This is a genomic window from Nostoc sp. 'Peltigera membranacea cyanobiont' 232, from assembly GCF_002245985.1.
Lineage (GTDB): Bacteria > Cyanobacteriota > Cyanobacteriia > Cyanobacteriales > Nostocaceae > Nostoc.
Window position 1 is genome coordinate 51,270 of the sequence record NZ_NOLK01000034.1, and the last position, 19,810, is coordinate 71,079.

Consider the following 19,810-nt stretch of genomic DNA (forward strand, 5'->3'; position numbering starts at 1 on the left):
AAAAGGTGAAGTTTGCCAACCCGGATTTCAAAACATTAAGAAATACATAATCAAAAATAAAAAAGCTGTAAAAATTTATGCAAAAATTTGAGCAGCTTTAGTACAATCACGGTCGGATACCCTTTGTCTATCCAACTCAATTAATGACTATTACTGCCAATTCCCAATTGCCAAATGTATTTTCCCAAAATCTGGAATCTATTACCAGTAAGACTGATGGCTCATTACCAGCTCTAGGAGCCGAGTTGGTATATACGCAAGATGGGGCAGGGCGCTATCTGACCTTTTGTTGGCAGCACAGCGAACTCCTGGGGTTAAATACCGAAAAAATAGTTGACGATCTGAACCAGACCCAAACCTTTGTCCCGGTGGATAAGGTTAATTATTTGGAACGATTGCACCGAATTTTGACAAATTTGGTGCCAGAAAGGTTTCAGTGTTGGTTTAGCTACCACCAGGAATTATTTGAGTTGGACTTAGTGATTAGTCCGATTATGCCGAGTTTAGGAACAACTGCCACTACAGTTTTAGTGATGGGACGGTTAGTGCAAGCAACGCTGAACAAAAAACAAGCGCGTGTAGCATCCAAAACGCCCACACAAATAGAGTTGGCTTTACGATCGCAGCAACACCAAAAACTGGTAAATCGCATTACCAGAAATATCCGCAGGACATTGGATTTAGATATAATTTGGCAGCAAACAGTTGACAGTTTGGGGAAAGCACTGCGGCTAGAGCGCTGTATTATTTGTCCTTATCAACCCTCTAGCTCAAAAGTAAAAGTGAAGGCTGAGTATCGCCAGCCAGAACTCAAATCAATGCTTGGCTCAGAAATAGATATAGCTTCTGAGCCTGCTTTTACTCAGGCTTTGACAACCCTAGAACCAGTTGTGATGGAAGTGGCTGGATACAAGGAGTCTGGGCGGCAGAAAACTTTGGTGGTTGCAACTTGCTATCAAGACCAAGCGAATGGATTGGTTGCCTTGAATTGGCAGGATGAATGTTACACATTAACAGAATCGGAATTAGAACTAGCTAAAGAAGCAGCAGATCAATTGGGAACTGCGATCGCTCATGCTACTTTATATGAAGAATTAGAAATAGCGCGTCAAAAAGCCGAAGAAGCTTCCCGCCTCAAAAGCGAGTTTCTGGCCAATGTGTCTCATGAAATTCGTACCCCTCTCAACGGCATGATTGGCTTCTTGAAGCTGATTTTGGAAGGGATGGCAGACGACCCAGAAGAACAAAACCAGTTTTTGGCAGAAGCTCATCACTTATCGATACATCTGCTGAATATCATCAACGACATTTTGGACATTGCCAAAATCGAAGCTGGCAAAATGGAACTAGCTTACGCTCCAGTGAAGCTAGATGAGCTATTTAGTCATGTAGAAGGTTTCATGCGTCCCCAAGCACAAATAAAAAACCTCAGCTTTCGGATGCAAATGCCTGCTACCTCTGATGAAATCATTGTCCAAAGTAACTATCAACGGTTACTACAAGTGATGCTTAATTTGGTGAACAATGCCATCAAGTTCACCCATGAAGGCGGCGTTACTGTCAGCGCCGATTTAGTACTCAAAAAGGCGAACTTTCAAGGTCAGCAATTTCCTGGGATGGTGAAAGTACGTGTTGCAGACACGGGTATTGGTGTTTCTTTAGACAAACAAGATAAGCTTTTTCAATTATTCTCTCAGGTGGATGGCTCCCGCACTCGCCAGTACGGCGGCACAGGTTTAGGACTGGTAATATCCCAGAAGTTAGTGGAGGCTATGGGCGGCGAGGTACATTTTTATAGTTTGGGTGAAGGACTTGGCTCAACAGTCACATTCACCGTGCCACTATATCAACAACCAGTTATGGTTTCGTCTGGTGATGGCGACTCTATAAATAGTGCTGAATGAGTCATTAGTCATTGGTCATTGGTCATTAGTAATACTAGGTTTTGGATTTTAAATTTTAAAGTTTTTTAGTAATTATTAGTTAAGAAATCATCAAATTGGGGATGGGGGATTGGAAAGAATTATGCCCCTAGTCCACACAATTGTATAATTATGGGCTGGGTTGTGAAGAACAAAACACAACAAACACCTAAATGTTGGCTTTTGTTTTGCTCTACTCAAATTTGCGAAAAATAGATTTTTGACCCCTTTTACTTAAAATCCTGTCTTCCGTCAGACTGCAAAGCAGAACCTAAAAGCTAAAGTAAAGTAGGAGGCTCAGACGAAAACTCTGTTCCAGACAACATGAAAAATAAAATTTTGGATAATGGTTAACCAGTAACGGCGTATAGGGTACAGTAATCACCATTATTCAATGCCCCATTCCCAAAGCTCCATTCCCAATGCCCATCATTAACTTAGCAGGTCTAAAACTATGGAACTCACAATTGACAACGTTGAAACAGTCTTAGATGAAATGCGCCCTTATCTCATGTCTGATGGCGGCAATGTGGAACTCGTAGAACTCGATGGGCCTGTTGTAAAACTGCGCCTGCAAGGTGCATGTGGTTCTTGTCCCAGTTCGGCAATGACCCTGAGAATGGGTATTGAACGTCGCTTAAAAGAAATGATTCCTGAAATTGCGGAAATTGAACAAGTAGTGTAGAGACTGGGGACTGGAGATTGGGGACTGGGGAAGAATGGATTTTTTCATTCATAATTTATCATTAATACCTAATCCCCATTTCCTAACCCCTAGTCACTCGCTATGCCCCATCCTCTTTACATCGCTTTTATCTGGCATCAACATCAGCCTCTGTACAAATCTCCTGGTAGTGGCGTTTCACTATCTGCGAGCCAGCAGTACCGTCTACCTTGGGTACGTTTACATGGGACTAAAGATTATTTAGATTTGGTATTGCTCTTAGAACGGTATCCTAAGTTACACCAAACGGTAAATTTAGTACCATCGCTGATATTACAACTCGAAGATTATATTGCTGGGACTGCTTTTGACCCTTATCTCACAGCCTGCTTGACACCGGATGAACAACTCACCCAGCAACAGCGCGAATTTATTATCCAACACTTTTTTGATGCCAATCACCATACGCTAATTGACCCCCATCCTCGCTATGCCGAGTTATATCAGCAAAGGCAGGAGAAGGGGCAAGCTTGGTGTTTAGCAAATTGGGAATTGCCAGATTATGGTGATTTGCTAGCTTGGCATAATTTGGCTTGGATCGATCCTCTGTTTTGGGATGACCCGGAAATTGCGACTTGGTTAAAACAGGGTCGGAATTTTACTTTAAGCGATCGCCAGCGCATTTATTCCAAACAACGAGAAATTCTCAGCCGCATTATCCCTCAACATCGCAAAATGCAAGAGGCGGGGCAGCTAGAAGTTACTACCACGCCTTACACCCACCCAATTTTGCCCTTGCTAGCTGATACTAACTCTGGTCGGGTAGCTGTGCCCAATATGACACTACCTCAGCAGCGCTTTCAGTGGGAAGAAGATATTCCCCGCCACTTACGGAAAGCTTGGAACTTTTATCAAGACCGCTTTGGACAAATCCCTCGTGGTTTGTGGCCTTCGGAACAGTCAGTCAGCCCGACAATCCTTCCACACATTATTAACCAAGGATTTAAGTGGATATGCTCAGATGAAGCAGTCTTAGGGTGGACGCTGAAACACTTTTTTCATCGGGATGGAGCGGGAAATGTACAGCAACCAGAACTGTTGTATCGGCCCTATCGCCTGCAAACCGCAGAGGGTGATTTGTCAATTGTATTTCGCGACCACAGATTATCAGATTTGATTGGCTTTACCTACAGTGCGATGCCAGCAAAGCAGGCAGCAGCAGACTTGGTGGGACATTTGCAAGCGATCGCAAAAATGCAAAGAGATAGTCAAAGTGAACAACCTTGGCTAGTTACCATCGCCTTGGATGGGGAGAATTGCTGGGAATTTTATCCCCAAGACGGTAAACCCTTCCTAGAAGCTTTATATCAAAGTTTGAGCGATGAACCTCATCTCAAACTCGTCACCGCCTCCGAATTTCTCGAAGAATTTCCCGCCACAGCCACCATTCCCGCAGGGCAACTACATAGTGGTTCTTGGGTGGATGGTAGCTTCACCACCTGGATCGGCGATCGCGCCAAAAATCGTGCTTGGGATTACTTGACAGAGGCAAGGATTATGCTGGCAAGTCATCCCGAAGCGACGGAAGAAAACAACCCAGAAGCATGGGAAGCATTGTATGCCGCAGAGGGTTCAGACTGGTTTTGGTGGTTTGGTGCAGGACACTCTTCAAATCAAGATGCCATTTTTGACCAGTTATTTCGAGAACACCTGTTTGGCATTTACAAAGCATTAAACGAACCTATACCGCCCTATCTCAAGCAACCAGTGGAAATCCACGAAGCACAGACAAACCAGACCCCACAAGGATTTATCCATCCCGTCATTGATGGTAAGGGTGACGAGCAAGATTGGGACAAAGCTGGACGCATAGAAATCGGCGGGGCGCGGGGAACAATGCACAATAGCAGTGTCATCCAGCGACTTTGGTATGGGGTGGATCACCTGAATTTCTATTTGCGGCTGGACTTTAAAAGTGGCGCTACGCCAGGACAGGATTTGCCAACAGAGTTAAATTTGCTGTGGTTTTATCCAGAAAAAACAATGGTTAATAGCCCAGTTCCCTTGGCAGATTTACCAGATGCAGCCCCACTTAATTACCTTTTTCACCATCTTCTGGAAGTTAACTTGCTCACGCAATCGATTCAGTTTCGGGAAGCTGGAGACAATTATCAATGGCAGCCCCGTTTCAGTCGCGCTCAAGTAGCCTTAAATAATTGTTTAGAATTAGCTGTCCCGTGGGCAGATTTGCAAGTTCCGCCAGATTATCCTCTGCGCTTGATTTTGGTGCTAGCAGATGAAGGGCGTTTTTGCAACTATTTGCCAGAAAATGCTTTGATTCCCATTGAGGTGCCTTAGAACTCAATACCGTTTTTAACTTCTTACCCTGTGCTATCTGCGTGTTTGCTAGTCAAATAAATTACTTTTAAACCGCAGAGGCGCAGAGAACGCAGAGACAAAAGAGATTTTTGGAGTTACTTTAAAAGCGCTAGTTCTACAGAGATTTATTTTTGCTTTTTAAATTTTTAACAGAAAAGTAGTGATGATTTAGCAAAGTTCCAGTAAGATTACTGTTATCAAGAAATATTCGTCGTAAGATTAGAGACATTTCAGAGCAGATACTCTATACTAATGAATCGCTTTTCTCAGAAAATAACGAATTCTCAAGAGAGCATTTCACAGCAAAGTCAACTTGGTCAGATGTGTGGTTCCAAGAAGCTGTTTCGCGATCGCTATGAAATATTGCAAATTCTAGGTAGAGGTGGTTTTGGCATTACATTTTTAGCCAAAAATGCCGTATTACCAGGGAATCCTCTGTGTGTGATTAAACAGCTTTGTCCGAAAGTGACTAGTCCCCAAAGTTGGCAAAAGGCATGTGCGCGTTTTGAAAAAGAAGCAAGAACTTTAGGTCAACTCGGTAGTCATTCGCAAATTCCCATGCTATTAGACTACTTTGAGTCCAATGGAGAGTTTTTTTTAATTCAAGAATACATACCGGGTTTGACTTTGGCCCAAGAAATGCGGCGAACTGGGCCTAAAAGTGAAGCCTCAGTTAAACAGTTTTTACGAGAATTATTACCAGTATTACAGTATCTTCATAAACATCATGTGATTCATCGGGATATTAAGCCCCAAAATTTATTGCGGTGTGAGTACGATCGGCGGGTAGTGCTGATTGATTTTGGTGCGGTGAAAGAACAATTAGTTGATGCTTGTGAAAACTCTACCAATCAAGCCGCTAATACCAATTTTATTGGTACTAGAGGATTTGCGCCACCAGAACAATTTTCTCTGCGTCCGGTTTATGCCAGTGATATTTATGCACTAGGTGTAACTTGTATTTATATGTTGACCGCTAAAAGTCCTTTAGAATTTGATTATCACCCAAATACTGGTGAGATATGGTGGCAAAAAGAAGTAAGTATTACCGATAGCTTCGCCCAGATTTTAGGAAAAATGGTGAAGATGACCTTAGCCGATCGGTTTAAGGCTGCTGATGAAGTGATAAAAGCTTTAAGTTATGAAAGCTATTTGCCTACTTTAGCTAACTGTCTAACTACGCAAAAATTAAGTAATAAAAGTATTACACAATACGAAAACTCTAACGAAACTCCTGATGTGTACCTGCCACCTGTTGCCAGAACTGCTAGTGCTATTCGGAAATGGCGAGCAAGGCTTAAGTAAAGACGATGTTTTAAAGTTATTTGTGATGTCTCAAAGACTTATAGATCCGCCGAAATCTCTCGATAAATTGGGTGACTTCGAGTAGTTTTTGCCCCCTTTTTAGCTATGGTGTACTTTTCAAACAACCTTTTGTTACTTTAAGTATTGGCGATTTAAAATATCAAAAACAAATCTAGTAAGCATTGTGACTATATTTAATAGTCAGTAATGGTTAATTAATCGGGGTTTCACTTAATTACTTAGTCAATTGTTGCTTGTCAATATACAAGCAAAATTACTAGGGCTAGCAGTTCAAAAAAATATTTTTATTCAGATTATTATATAATCGGAAGAATAATTAATTTTATGGCTCTCGTAGTTTTCCACAGATCGGGAAGACTGACTACTATTTACAAACGCTAACTATATAAGTAATTCCCCAATCCCCAGAACAGGGTTTTCTACCACAAGTAAGCGAGAGTCAATTTTCTTAAGGGACAGTTCGGGGCAAACTTAGCCTAAGTTATCATGCAGTCGCGCCTGTCAGAGAATGATCTGCTGCTTAAATCCCGATTGCCCAAATCCCCTGAATCCCAATGGAAAGAAGTTTTGCCAAAGTTGTAGCACCCCGTTGGTGTCACTTTTAAGAAATCGCTTCCGTGTCATCCGAGTCCTTTCAGATGAGGGGGGATTTGGCAGAACCTATCTATCAGAAGATGTCGATAAACTCAATGAACGTTGTGTTATCAAGCAATTAGCTCCTAAGTTTCAAGGAACTTGGTCGCAAAAAAAGGCGATGGAGTTGTTTGCTGAAGAAGCGCAGCGACTACAAGACCTGGGGGAACATCCCCAAATTCCGACTTTGATAGCTTACTTTGAGCAAGATGGCTGTCTATATTTAGTGCAGCAGTTTATCAATGGCGAGAATTTGTTAAAGGAGTTGCAACAGCGCAAGGGGTATAACGCCAGGGAAATTCAATCTATTTTGCTAGATTTATTGCCCATTCTAAAATTTATCCACGATCGCAAAGTCATTCATCGGGATATCAAGCCAGAGAATATTATCCGCCATAAAAGTGATGGGCGATTAAGTCTGATTGATTTTGGTTCCTCAAAGCAATTCACCGCAAAAGTTCAGCAGAAATCTGGCACATCCATTGGTTCACACGGTTATTCTCCCCTAGAACAAATTAGAGACGGTAAAGCTTTTCCCGCCAGTGACTTGTTCGGTTTAGGGGCTACCTGCTTTCATCTGCTAACAGGAAATTCGCCCTTTCAGTTGTGGATGGAATCTGGGTACGCCTGGGTGAGTAATTGGCGAGAATATTTGCGGAGTCCGTTAAATCCTGAATTGGATTTTGTCATCGACAAGCTTTTAAAAAAAGATATCTATGAACGTTACCAGTCAGCCGAAGAAGTTCTTAGAGACTTGACTCCAAAACAACTCCTCGCATTACCACCAGCCGGTAAGTCATCTGGGAAAATACCACCAACGAAAGCCCCATATTTACCAAAAAGTTATCCCTTACTGAGAATTTTAATCTTGGTAAGTGCTTTCATTCTGTTGTTCGGATTCCAAGAATCTTGGTATAAACATTTTCGCCGGATTCAAACCAGTTTAGTCACCAGGCTAAGTCAGCATAATAATTCTGGCAAAAATGAAGCGCTTTTAGGTCAACCGCCAAAGATTACTTTGGGAAAGGTTTCCTTAGCTAATACCCTTCAAGGACATGAAAACTCAGTTTTATCCGTCGCCATCAGCCGCGATGGTAAAACCATTGCCAGCAGTGGGGGCGATGGCACAATCAAACTTTGGAATCTCGCAACCGGAAAAGAAATCTCTTCACTCAACGCCTATTCTCAACAGGTAAATGCCGTAGCGATCAGCCCAGATGGCAAAACTCTGGTGAGTGGTAGTGATGACAGCACGATCAAAATTTGGAATTTAAGAACGCGAAAACAAATTCGCACTTTAGAGGGGCATTCTGACTCAGTTCATGCCCTAGCTATTAGTGCTGATAGCGAGACTCTGGTTAGTGGTAGTGATGACAACACCATCAAAATCTGGGATTTGGCAACAGGAGAGCAAATTCGGACACTGGTAGGGCATACATTCTGGGTGCGATCGGTAGCCATCAGCCCTGATGGTGTGATTCTTGCTAGCGGCAGTTTTGACAAGACGATCAAAATCTGGAATTTAACAAAAGGTTACTCAATCCGCACACTGGAGGGAAATTATCAAACAGTAACATCTGTGGCTATTAGTCCAGATGGGAAAATTTTAGCCACTGCTAGCCGCGATCGCACCATCAAACTTTGGGATCTAGTTACAGGAAAAGAAATTCGCACACTAGCGGGACACGCCAACACAGTTACAACCGTAGCCTTCAGTGCCGATGGTAAAATGATTGCTAGTGGTAGCCGCGATCGCACCATCAAACTCTGGAATTCAGCCACAGGAGAGGAAATTCTCACATTGGCGGCGCACACCAACACCGTGACATCCGTAGCCTTCAGTCCTGATAGCAAGACCCTTGTCAGTGCTAGTGAGGACAACACCATTAAGATTTGGCAATTGTCTCAGTGAAAACCTCTCCTCTGGTAGAGGATAATCAGAAGATAGTCAATCTATATTTACCGTTTTCCAGTGGATTTTTGGAAGTAACAACTATATAGTAAGTATCATCTTCAGGCAACCTAGCTCGGTCAATTAAAGCGCTGTACACTCCATTTTTGTCTTTGTCTTTATCTATAGCGATCGTCTTTCCTTGAGAATTTAGCAAAGCTACGTAAGGAGAAAATTCTTCATCAACACTATCTACACGAATACTTATAAGCTGATTTTTTTTCCCTTGGAAATTAGAAACATTGTAAGCGCCTCCATTTTGTTTCAGGGTTGAGCTTTTGGCACTTAGTTGACCTGATTCATCTAAAGTATAGCTAGCTCTGTCATTCCTTAGAGCCAGACTATAGCGACCTATCTCTCCGGGATCTCGGCTAGTAACTGCAATCTTGTAAGTGCCGTTCATCGGCAGTCGTGCAAAAATGAAAGCATCATCCCCATCACCGCTTTTTTGCAAAGTCCCTTTTTTGACGATTACATTGTTATTAGGATCGTGCAGAAACAACAAAGGATTTAAACTCAAGTTATTCGTTCTACGTGTATCATTACTGCCAATCAGCCTAATTTGGACTAATTGATTTTCTCTACCTTCAAACTCATAGAAATGAAAATATCTACCTTCAGATTTAAAGTCATTCCTACTCAGAATACCTAATGCGACATCTACAAAGTTAATCTTCTTATAAGTAGGTGTCACGGGCGAAGAAACTGGTGAACTTCCACTTGTAGCTATATTAGAACCTGACTTGCGAACCCTCCCGGAGCCAGTATTAGAACGATTGCTATTTGAGTTAGAAACTCTATCTCCAGACGATCTAGATGCATTACTATTGGAACGATTAGAATTTGAATTAGAAGCCCTACGCCTAGATGGTCTAGAGGTATCATCATCTGAAGCGCTGGAAGTTTGCTGAGAATTTTCTGTAGTAGACGATGTTCGATTAGCCTGTATTGGTGACTCAACCGATGTCTTCTTTCTTGGAGATACTGACGCTTGAGAAGCAGGAAGTTGCTCAATTCCTTTTTCTACTGCTTCTGGTTGTCTTTCATCTGGTGATTTAGCAATTATAAAGTCTTGAGGATTTTGAGGTTTTGCCAAAGCACTTATAGGCAGCACATTACTTGCGATCAACAAACTACTACTCAAGGAACAAATTAAAATGTGATTTAATTTGCGGCGATAGTTTTTGGTTTCTAGTAGCATAATTACGCTCCTAACTTTGCTGATGATTTGGTCTTGACTAGATAGACAATTCTTAAGTCTAAAAATTTATATTCAAATTTAGACTACTAATATATCGTGGTGGAAATTTACCAACCTCTAACAAGGGCATTTTGCCCAATTTTTTTGAGATGGTAACTGGATTTTTGCCAACCTGTATGTACTAGAGTGAATATCAATTTTGGAAGTATATACTGAGCTAAAAACTGAAATTGCTGCTTTTCGGATTGTTGCCAAGAAGCCGATATATTTTTGCTCAATTGAGCTAGATGTTGCCAGACTACGAAATCGGGAATTCATATCTTGAATTTACGCCAATCAATTATTCAAAAGGCATCGTTTAAGTACAACTTTTCTCAAGTTATTTAAGTTGTTCAATACCTAATAAGGTAAGGGGATTGGGGATTTGTATAGTATGTCGGTGATATTGACTAACAACAGAGATTATACTGCATGACTTAAGATGAATATATACTCCCATTGAAATGGATTCCCAGTATGCTCTGTTGTGTGAATCCCGATTGCCAAAAACCCCTAAATCCTGATAAAAACAACTATTGCCACAGTTGTAGAGCGAAATTGATCCCCCTGCTGGGAGGTCGCTATCGTCCGACTCAGATGTTGTCAGATGAGGGCGGATTTGGTAGAACCTATTTGGCAGAAGATATACACAAGCTCAATGAATGCTGTGTCGTTAAGCAATTTGCCCCAAAAGTTCAGGGAACTGGGCCATTAACAAAGGCGATTGAGCTATTTAAACAAGAGGCGAGCCGACTACAAGAACTCGCAGAACATCCGCAAATACCAACTTTATTGGCTTATTTTGAGCAAAATGGCTATCTGTTTTTGGTACAGCAGTTTATCGATGGGCAAAACTTGCTTAAGGAATGGCAGATGCGGGGAAGCTATAGCGAAACCAAAATTCGCGAACTTTTGCTAGATTTATTGCCAGTTCTAGAGTTTATTCATCTGAAAGGAGTGATTCATCGGGATATCAAACCACAAAATATTATTCGCCGTCAAAGTGACGGGCGGTTAGTGCTAATTGATTTTGGAGCCTCCAAGCAGTTGGCGGCAACAGTGCAGACTAAGATGGGCACTGTTATTGGCTCACACGGTTACACTCCACTTGAACAAATGCAAGATGGAAAAGCTTACCCAGCTAGTGATTTATTCAGTTTGGGGGCGACTTGTTTTCATCTACTAACAGGGGTTCGCCCATCTAACCTGTGGATACAGGAGGGCTATAGTTGGGTAGGATCTTGGCGACAACATTTGAGCAGTCTCGGAAGGGAAAAGGTTTCTGTATCTATAGAGTTGGGTGAAGTTTTGGATAAGCTGTTGCAACGAGACATCCAAAAACGTTACCAATCGGCTGATGAAGTCATAACTGACTTGACACCTGGGCTACCACCTTCGTCATCAGTGCCTCCTACTATACTTTCAACAACATTTAAAGCTACAGCAGCAAATCAAGAGCCAGTTTCATCAAAACTAAATAACACGCTAAAAAGTAAACTGCTATTAGGTTCTAGCATTTTGGTGTTGGGATTGGGGGGAGTTTGGTATTTCCAGAGTCCCCCCAATCAAAAAACTGAACCTTCTTTGCCTATTTCTCAGCCGATTCCGTCACCAAAAAGCGTCTCGGAAAATTATCTTCTGCCCGAACCCCTGAAGGGGCATTCCAGCGATGTCAATTCTGTAGCTTTCAGTCCTGATGGTACAACCCTTGCCAGTGCTAGTGATGATAAGACAATCAAGCTATGGAATCCGGTAAGTAAAGAGGAAATTCACACTTTAGAAGGACATTCCAATTGGATTTGGACTGTAGCCTTCAGTCCTGATAACAAGATCCTCGCCAGTGGTAGTGCGGATAAGACAATCAAACTGTGGAATGTGAAGACAGGAAAGTTAATTCGTACTTTAGAGGGAAATACCGATGGAGTGACTTCTGTAGCTTTCAGTCCTGATGGCAAAACTCTTGCCAGTGGCACTGCTAGTAAGGATATGAAAATCAAACTGTGGAATTTGAAGACAGGAAAGTTAATCCGCACATTACAGGGACATACTAATGGTGTTGGATCTGTGGCTTTTAGTCCTGATGGTAAAACTCTGGCTAGTGGTAGCTGGGACAAGACAATAAAATTATGGAATCTGAAGACAGGAAAATTAATCTGCACTTTGGCGGGAAATGCAGACTCAATTCTTTCAGTTGCTTTTGCCCCTGATGGTGCCACTCTTGCCAGTGGCAGTAAAGATAAAACAATTAAATTGTGGAATCTGAAGACAGAGAAGGAAATCCGCACCTTAAAGGGGCATAAAGATAAGGTTAATTCTGTCGCCTTTTTGCCAAGCAGCGTAAATCCAAATGGTGTAATCCTTGTCAGTGGCAGTAGTGACAAGACAATTAAACTGTGGAATCCGGTAACAGGAAAACAAATCCGCACTTTAGAGACGGGTTCTGGATATATTTATGCGATCGCCATCAGCCCAGATGGACAAACTATTGCCGGTGGTGGAAGTGGTGAGAATATTCTTAAGCTTTGGCAGACGATTCACTAAAAATGATTCTGACTTCTGTTAGCGGATAGCTAAGGTTTAGCCCATTCTGACTTTTAAATTATTCTTCAATTCCCAGTTTTTGTATATATATGTAATTGGTGAAAAATGGAAGATTCAGTATTCATTATATTTCTTTCCTTTGGGTTTATTTGGGTTTTGATGGGAGTTGTAGGTTGGATTGCGTTTCTAAAATCTGAGGGTGAAGAAATTAAGTTTGGTAAGTGGGGACTTATAGTTGCTATTCCAATCCTAATACCAATAATTTTTACTTTGATTATTGGTATTTTTTATCATAAGTAAATAAGCTAGTAGTTCACTTGTGAATTGCACCCCTGACCAAAATTACTGTACTTTCTACACCAGAAAATCCTATTTGATTTCTGACTCAAGGCTTACATACCCAACTTCCCAGATAAATCAGGGATCTTATTGTTCACAAATGATTTATTTAGGATTGCTATGCAAAAGCACTCTCCCCAATTACAAATTACGTTAGCGAGTATTCGTTCGCTTTTAGCGTCTGTCTTCGACACGCGCAAGGGACGTAGAGAGCGTCATTCCGAATTACGAATTATTTAATTGTTTCTTCCCGTGGTAGATAGTCCTTCTACTATCAGAGATGGAGTATAACAAGAACCATTCCAATCACCATCGTTGCCCAATGCAACCAATTGCTTCAGGGCTGTGTAAACATTACCTGCAACCATAGTATCCTTAACACGCCCAATTACTTGACCATTTTGGACGCGGTAGCCTAAATCGACATTGATCGAAAAATCTCCAGAAATACTGCCGTCACCACCCAGCATTTGATCCACAATCAAGCCATCATCTAGTTGTGTAATTAAATCTGGTAGCGATACCGAACCTGGCTGGATCAGAAAATTAAATAATCCAGGAGTGGGATAGCTACCTAAACCAGGACGAAAACCATTTCCAGTTGTGTCAGTACCCAGTTGGCGGCCAGTGGTGCGATCGCCATAAAAATGCTGTAAAGTACCATTTTGGATAAATACTAAAGATTTAGTCGGAGTGCCTTCATCATCAAAAGGGCAACTGTAAGGCCCGGCTTCTGGATCTTGGTAAAGGGTAAGACTGGGTGCAACTACTTGGTTCCCCAGGCGTTCTGCCCAGGGGGAAGCTACTTCTAAGACTAGCTTGCCATTCAAAGCTGCTTGCACAGTACCCCAAAGCATATCGGCAGCTTTAGAAGTGAACAAAATCGGGACACGACCAGTAGGGGATGAGACATTTTCTTTGGCCCAAATTAACCGTTGTAAAATTTGGTTAGCTAATATCTTCGGGTGGAGTTTCCCCCGCTTGGTTTGACCATCAGAAACACTTAAAAAATCATCGCCCCGCACCCATTCTGCTGATACATAGCAGCTGAGGGTAGTATCGGTATAGTGACAATCTAAACCTTTAGTGTTGACTAGTCTGGTGGTTTCAATATCACATTCCCAGTCACCATTGCATATAACATCGGGATAGGCATCACGGATGAGTGCGATCGCTTCCTTGCCCCAATCTACCAAAATCTCTACTGGTACAATTTTCCCTAAATCTTGGTAGAAGGGCTGAAAGTTAGAGCCTAATTCTACAGTTTCCGGTTCATTCAGTTGACTTAACGCCAGAGCTTTTTCCACCATTACTTCGGCTAAGACGGAACCGTAAGCCACCATGAGTCCCGGACGACCGTTTCGCCAAAGTCGTAATGCTGTACCTTCAGATTGGTTGGTTTCTAGCTGTTTGAGTCGGTTTGCCTCAAAAAACACTGGACGAGAAAGCGATCGCGACTGATACACCTCAGCAGCTTCTGCTCCAGATTTTATAGCTAGTTCCAGCAACTGTTCGGCTAGTGTATCTTGTGACAAATTTTCAGAATCCATGACCCTTAGTGAATTGTGGATTTTGAACCGCATATCAACGCTGAAAGAGAAAGTGCGATCGCTAAAAGCCGGCGATCGGGCTTTCTGCTGATGGACGCAGATAACTATCCAAAAATCATCAGCGTTTCCCTACAGTTACGATTTGAAACCGCAGATCAACACTGATGGACGCAGTTAATTATCCCAAATCATTGTCATGTCTCAACGGATCTTGTCATTTGTCATTGGTCATTTGTCATTGGTCATTGGGCATGGTTATTCTCCTTTTCCCCCTTGTCTCCCCCAATCCCCAATTCCCAATCCCCAGTCCCCATTTTCAAAGATTAATCTCTTGCAACAGCCAAAAACCAGCAAAAGATTGTGCTTTGGGATCGGACTGCACACCAATAAAATGCACTCCGTTAGCTTTTTGCTTGGCTTCTTCAAAACCTTTAGCCTCTGCTAAGACTTGAGGTTTTTTGATATTTGCCACAATCCAGCTTTCATTAACACCGGTTTCTAAAAGCAATCTCGCCTCTTCACTGGTATCAAATCTCAAGAAAGCCAACTCCAAACCAGACATCCAGCCAGCCAAGGGTAATGCTCTGGGTGAGAAAATCAAAATACCAGGAATCCGGGCTTCGGGTGAAACTTTCGCCAACTCTAAAGGGAAAGCTTCACCAAAGCCAATTTCCCACTCTGGCATCTCTGCAAAATCCGCAGCATCTAAGGTAACAAATACCCACTGTTGTCCTTCTAAAGCATCTGGTAAACGTTGCGGCAAAGGTTTTTCCAAGCGGACTGAGGGATTAGTCCCTCCTTGATACCCTGGTTCTTGAGGATACACTTCCTCCATGCGCTCTTGTAACCATTGGTTGAGAACCAAAGTGCGGCGGCTAGGCTGGGCGGGAATGCCTATATCTTGGCAGGCTTTAGTAATCATGTTGTTCATTTGGCGACGGAAAAAGCGGATTTTAATTGGTGCTTTTCCAGCTTGGTCAATAGCCTCCTGCAATGCTGTCCGTAACCAGCCCGAATTTACCTGGGTACTGGGACAATATTGAGCATAGCGAAACAAAGAATCTGGTTTTGTGCCGATATCCAAGGGGCTTTCGCAGACTAAAACTTCCCAAATTTTTTTCTGATTAGCATCCAGAATTGGACGAGAGTAAAAATCGATTTCCCAAATACTGCCCATGTTTTGCGGTAAAAGTCTGGCTGTTATGTTTTCCTGATATCTCGATCATACGAGTCTTAGGCCAGCATTGGAAATTGGGAATTGGGCATTGGGAATTGAGATGAACAGAGTTTTGAGGCGGATGTTTCAAATCTTCACTCTTCACCATCTCTCTTATTTTTCATTAGGCGATCGCTCTTAACAAATCCTGTTAGCCGATTAACTGGGCTGAAGCTGTAATTTTTGCGAAAGTTTGTGAAAGTTTGCGATCTACTGACGATCGATCCAAACGCCTCTGAGTCCAGCTGCTTTAGCTGCATAGTAGTCTTCTACAATGCTATCGCCAATATGCCATGCTGCCTCTGGGGAACATTTATGTTTATCTAAGGCAATAGCAAAAATTTGCGGGTCGGGTTTAGCTGCACGTACCTGGGTAGAAATGGTAACGGAGGTAAAAAACTCTCTCAATCCCAAACTTTGCAATACTGAGTAAATTCGGGAATCAAAATTGGATAGTACCCCCAAAGTAATCCCTAACCGCCGCCAGTTGATTAAAGCTGGTAAAACATCAGGATAGACAAACCACGGTTCGCCAGTGCCAAAGTGGATGTAAAGTTCGCTAAAAAAAGCCGAAAAGTCAGAAAATTCCTTGAGAACACCTGCATTTTCAAAAGTGTTCAGGGCAATTATCCGCCACCAATCAAACTCGCGTTGAGGAATATCTTGCAGTTCTGCATCTGGAAATATCGGCGCTGGCGCTGCTTTAAAGCTTTTGATGAAGGCTGTATTCAATGTTTCGGCCGGAACTGTAACACCAAATTCCTCGGCTATCTGACTATAAACTTTACCCACACTGCCTTTAACATCGAAGAGTGTACCCACAGCATCTAAAAAAATAACTTTCGGTTGTTCCATCAAAGTTTGAAGATTTTGAATGTTGAATGTTAGATTTTGGCTTGTTAAAAGCTTCTGTGGGTAGAGTCTAGCACCTGCTAAGTAAATTGGCGGAAATAAAGCAAATCATGATAAATGTCTTAGTTTTTTACCAATGCCCCATCCCCATTTCCCATTCCCAATTTTAAGTTACCGAGAAAGTGTCTCTATGATTGGACGGACTAGCCAATTAAAACCAACTTTTAGTTGATGGTCTAAAGTTGGCAACCTATATAAATAAGCCATCCGACGGGCGACAGATGCTAAGGGCCCATCTAGTTTAATTCCCAAACCAGTAAGGGTGGCGTTGTCTTTGCCTAATGCCATCATTTCTCCTAACTGTTGGTAGTGGAAGGGAAGGAGAGGACGATTAGTAAGACTTGCCCAGATATTCCAAGCAGTATAATCAGCTTGTTGAAAAGCCGCTTGTGCCGTGGCGGGAACTTGCTGTCCTTCAACATCATGACAGTCTGCTAAATCTCCCAAGGCAAAGATTTCTGGACGATCGATTACTTGCAGATTGGGTGTAGTAGTAATTTGACCGCGCTGGTTTTGCTTGAGGGGAAGAGATTTCACTACGGGCGCAACTTTATTTCCCACAGTCCAAATTACCAAATCTACCGGAATCGTATCTAACTGGTTTTTGTACTCTAGTGAAATGCTATCTTGCTCTATTGATTCGATTTTGGTTTCTAAATCGACAAATATGCCACGGGCTTCTATTGCTTTTTTTGCTGCTTCCCGGTTAAACTCTGGGGAAGTTCGCAAAATTTGGTCGGCAATTTCAACGATCCGAAAGCGTCCTCTTTCACCGAGTCTGTCAGCTAACTTACAGGCTAACTCTACACCACTGTAGCCAGCGCCAATAATTGCCACCCGAATTTTATCAGCATCGGATTCTTCTAAAAATCGTAGGCGTTCTTCTAAACGATAGGCATCAGAGATAGTGCGGAATGGGTAGCCGTAAGCTGTTGCACCGGGGACTAAATCTAGCGGTGTCTCGCCTCCTAACGCCAGCACTAAGCGATCGTAAGGGATTTGTGGCCCTTCTTGTATATTTACCCGTTGCTGGTCGATGTCAATTCCAGAGACAACCCCTTGATAAAAACGCACCCCAGTGCCTTGTAAAAGTTCTTCAAAGGGTGGGGCAATTTCCCAGGTTTGCAGTTCGCCAGTGAGTAATTCGTAAAGTAAAGGGGAGAATAGGAAGCGATCGCTTTGATCTACCAGAACAATTTCGGGTTTTTGCGTAGATTCCCAAGGTAACTGGCTTAAGCGCAAGGCTGTATAAAGACCACCAAAGCCCCCACCAAGGATACAAATTCTAGAAGTTTGTTGAGTCATAGATTTTATCTATAAAAAGGATCAATACTAGTTGGGCAATTAACTTCAGTCTAGTCAGTTAAAGCGGACTTTTCAAAATCCCATCAAGTTTTTGAGAGATTAATCATTAATTGTCACAGTTATCTAACGGTCGATTCGCTATAGTTAACGGTTAACAGGCAACGGCTAAAAGGAGTTAAAGAGATGGAAATTAAGCCAACTGACCCATCGCTAGCACTCATGGATATTCCCCCTGGCTATCTCAACATTATGGGTTACGTCGATCGATCAGAAGTTAATGGCCCTGGTTGTCGTGCAGTTGTCTGGGTACAAGGTTGTCTTCGTGAGTGTCCTGGCTGCTTTAATATTAACTCTTGGTCATTTGAGGCTAACCAACTGATTGCTGTTGATACTCTTGCCGAAAATATTCTCAGCAATCCGCACAACACTGGTGTAACATTTTCCGGTGGAGAACCCTTTTGGCAAGCAACTGCACTAGCGTCTTTAGCCCGTAAGGTAAAAGCTGCTGGGTTAAATGTAATGTCTTTTTCTGGGTTCACTCTCAAGCAACTACAGTCTCAATCTGCGCCGCCAGGTTCCCAAGAATTATTAGAACAACTTGATATCCTGATTGACGGGCCTTTTGTCCAATCTCTGGTAATTAATTCTCCTAACTCTCCAGTTTCTTCTAGCAATCAACGGGTTCGTGTGTTAAACCCAGCTTTTCAAGATCAGATTACTTGGGCTAGCGACCAGATAGAAATCCACATCCTCAAGGATGGTGGACGCATCGTCACCGGTTATCAAGGTGGACTAGAATTAACTTAAAAGTAATCTTTAAGTAGCAAATGAGTAGCAGTTAAAAATCAGGGGATTCTGCGTTAACCACCTTCGTCCAACAATTACATTTGTAGAAATAATTCAAAATTCATAATTTATCTTTTTAAACTACGAATTTTGAATTATTTGAAAGAGTTAGTATCAAAAAACTAATTTTTTGGGCTTAAAACTCGATACACTATCCCAATAATTTACTTGGTTAATATTCACCTTAAGCAAAGCAATATCAGGTTCGTCCAGTCCTTTAGGAAACCAGGTTTGAAGTTCCGGCTTCCATAACTCTCGCATTTTGCTGCGGTCTTCCACAAGTTGTGATGTACCTGAAATGGAAACGTATCGCTGCTGTTCGGGTGATGAGAAATTAACATTTACTTGCTGATGCTGTTCAATCTCAGTTACCTTATGGGAACCAGAATAAGTAAAGAACCAGAGTGCGGCTTCAGAGTTAATCTCACCACTTTTCGACATGGGGTAACTATGCAAACTTCCATCATCATCGACTGTGGTAAACATACCATAATCAATATCTTTGATTAGTTCATGCAGTTTTTGAATCTCTTGAGTGCGGTCTGTAGAAGTTGCCATTTATTGTACTCTTTTTTCTATTTGCTACTGGGCTATAATTTTTTATTACAACCATTTTTCAGTATTAACGTTTTTAGTCACAATTACGTGACCCTAGAGGTGGAATTCTCATAAAATTTGCTCTTCTAGTTATATCTATAGAGATATTTTTTGAGTACACAAGACAGAGACAGCAAAGTTGGAATAGTGAAAATTGCTAAGATATTACGGCAGCGATCGCAGATGAAGTTCTTATATTTGCTTGCGATCGCCTTAAAATTAAGGTTATAGAGTATTCTTACCTTTAAGATGATGTAAAATTTATACCCTCGGAATGAGCCTCTTCAACCCGGATTTCTCACCACATCTCTTAAAACCTTGTACTCTTGAGCAGGGGAGCAGGGGAGCAGAGGGGAAAGAACTTGTACAATAACTCTCCTTTGCTCCCC

15 protein-coding genes are annotated in these 19,810 nt (G+C 42.1%); 9 read left to right on the plus strand and 6 right to left on the minus strand.

Annotated elements, in window-relative coordinates; genetic code table 11:
- The first annotated feature begins 143 nt into the window (after positions 1–143).
- The 5 genes from CDG79_RS14065 to CDG79_RS14085 all read left to right on the plus strand — a co-directional run bounded on the left by CDG79_RS14065 (position 144) and on the right by CDG79_RS14085 (position 8,836).
- Entirely contained in the window at positions 144–1,904 is a 1,761-nt protein-coding gene (locus CDG79_RS14065) for an ATP-binding protein (RefSeq protein ID WP_094342664.1), read from the plus strand.
- A gap of 472 nt (positions 1,905–2,376) precedes the next feature.
- Entirely contained in the window at positions 2,377–2,607 is a 231-nt protein-coding gene (locus CDG79_RS14070; RefSeq protein ID WP_012408256.1) for a NifU family protein, read from the plus strand.
- A gap of 102 nt (positions 2,608–2,709) precedes the next feature.
- Positions 2,710–4,944 (plus strand): glycoside hydrolase, encoded by a 2,235-nt coding sequence (locus CDG79_RS14075; RefSeq protein WP_094342665.1) that lies wholly within the window; start codon positions 2,710–2,712, stop codon positions 4,942–4,944.
- Between the two features lie 273 nt (positions 4,945–5,217).
- A complete protein-coding gene (locus CDG79_RS14080) occupies positions 5,218–6,270 on the plus strand; it encodes a serine/threonine-protein kinase (protein WP_094342666.1) in 1,053 nt (350 codons plus the stop codon).
- Between the two features lie 529 nt (positions 6,271–6,799).
- Positions 6,800–8,836 carry a serine/threonine-protein kinase gene (locus tag CDG79_RS14085; RefSeq protein ID WP_189524993.1) on the plus strand — a complete coding sequence of 679 codons (2,037 nt, stop codon included), beginning with the start codon at positions 6,800–6,802 and terminating at the stop codon, positions 8,834–8,836.
- Positions 8,837–8,861: 25 nt separating this feature from the next.
- On the opposite strand, the gene CDG79_RS14090 is transcribed toward CDG79_RS14085, so the two are convergent.
- Complete coding sequence (locus CDG79_RS14090; protein ID WP_094342668.1) at positions 8,862–10,076, minus strand: peptidase; 1,215 nt, start codon at positions 10,074–10,076, stop codon at positions 8,862–8,864.
- A 516-nt stretch (positions 10,077–10,592) separates the two neighbouring features.
- Between CDG79_RS14090 and CDG79_RS14095 the strand changes: the two genes are divergently transcribed.
- The gene (locus tag CDG79_RS14095; RefSeq protein ID WP_094342669.1) at positions 10,593–12,656 is read left to right on the plus strand and encodes a serine/threonine-protein kinase; all 2,064 of its coding nucleotides are present in this window, start codon (positions 10,593–10,595) and stop codon (positions 12,654–12,656) included.
- Between the two features lie 105 nt (positions 12,657–12,761).
- A complete protein-coding gene (locus CDG79_RS14100; protein WP_094330521.1) occupies positions 12,762–12,956 on the plus strand; it encodes a hypothetical protein in 195 nt (64 codons plus the stop codon).
- A 275-nt stretch (positions 12,957–13,231) separates the two neighbouring features.
- Here the strand turns inward: CDG79_RS14100 and CDG79_RS14105 are convergent, their stop codons facing one another.
- Positions 13,232–14,545 carry a TldD/PmbA family protein gene (locus CDG79_RS14105; protein ID WP_094342670.1) on the minus strand — a complete coding sequence of 438 codons (1,314 nt, stop codon included), beginning with the start codon at positions 14,543–14,545 and terminating at the stop codon, positions 13,232–13,234.
- Between the two features lie 15 nt (positions 14,546–14,560).
- On the opposite strand from CDG79_RS14105, the gene CDG79_RS42360 reads away from it, so the two are divergent.
- Positions 14,561–14,710: a hypothetical protein gene (locus CDG79_RS42360; protein ID WP_189524994.1), complete on the plus strand. Its 150-nt coding sequence runs from the start codon at positions 14,561–14,563 to the stop codon at positions 14,708–14,710.
- A 151-nt stretch (positions 14,711–14,861) separates the two neighbouring features.
- On the opposite strand, the gene CDG79_RS14110 is transcribed toward CDG79_RS42360, so the two are convergent.
- The 3 genes from CDG79_RS14110 to CDG79_RS14120 form a co-directional block, all read right to left on the minus strand.
- Complete coding sequence (locus tag CDG79_RS14110) at positions 14,862–15,722, minus strand: Tab2/Atab2 family RNA-binding protein (RefSeq protein ID WP_094332707.1); 861 nt, start codon at positions 15,720–15,722, stop codon at positions 14,862–14,864.
- A 249-nt stretch (positions 15,723–15,971) separates the two neighbouring features.
- Positions 15,972–16,616, minus strand: a complete 645-nt coding sequence (locus tag CDG79_RS14115) for an HAD-IA family hydrolase (RefSeq protein WP_094342671.1) — start codon at positions 16,614–16,616, stop codon at positions 15,972–15,974.
- Positions 16,617–16,784: 168 nt separating this feature from the next.
- Positions 16,785–17,978, minus strand: a complete 1,194-nt coding sequence (locus CDG79_RS14120; RefSeq protein WP_094342672.1) for an NAD(P)/FAD-dependent oxidoreductase — start codon at positions 17,976–17,978, stop codon at positions 16,785–16,787.
- 183 nt (positions 17,979–18,161) lie between these two features.
- Here CDG79_RS14120 and CDG79_RS14125 point away from each other — a divergent pair, with 183 nt between their 5' ends.
- Entirely contained in the window at positions 18,162–18,785 is a 624-nt protein-coding gene (locus CDG79_RS14125; RefSeq protein ID WP_094342673.1) for a 4Fe-4S single cluster domain-containing protein, read from the plus strand.
- 153 nt (positions 18,786–18,938) lie between these two features.
- On the opposite strand, the gene CDG79_RS14130 is transcribed toward CDG79_RS14125, so the two are convergent.
- Positions 18,939–19,382, minus strand: a complete 444-nt coding sequence (locus tag CDG79_RS14130) for a pyridoxamine 5'-phosphate oxidase family protein (protein WP_094342674.1) — start codon at positions 19,380–19,382, stop codon at positions 18,939–18,941.
- Between the last annotated feature and the right edge of the window lie 428 nt (positions 19,383–19,810).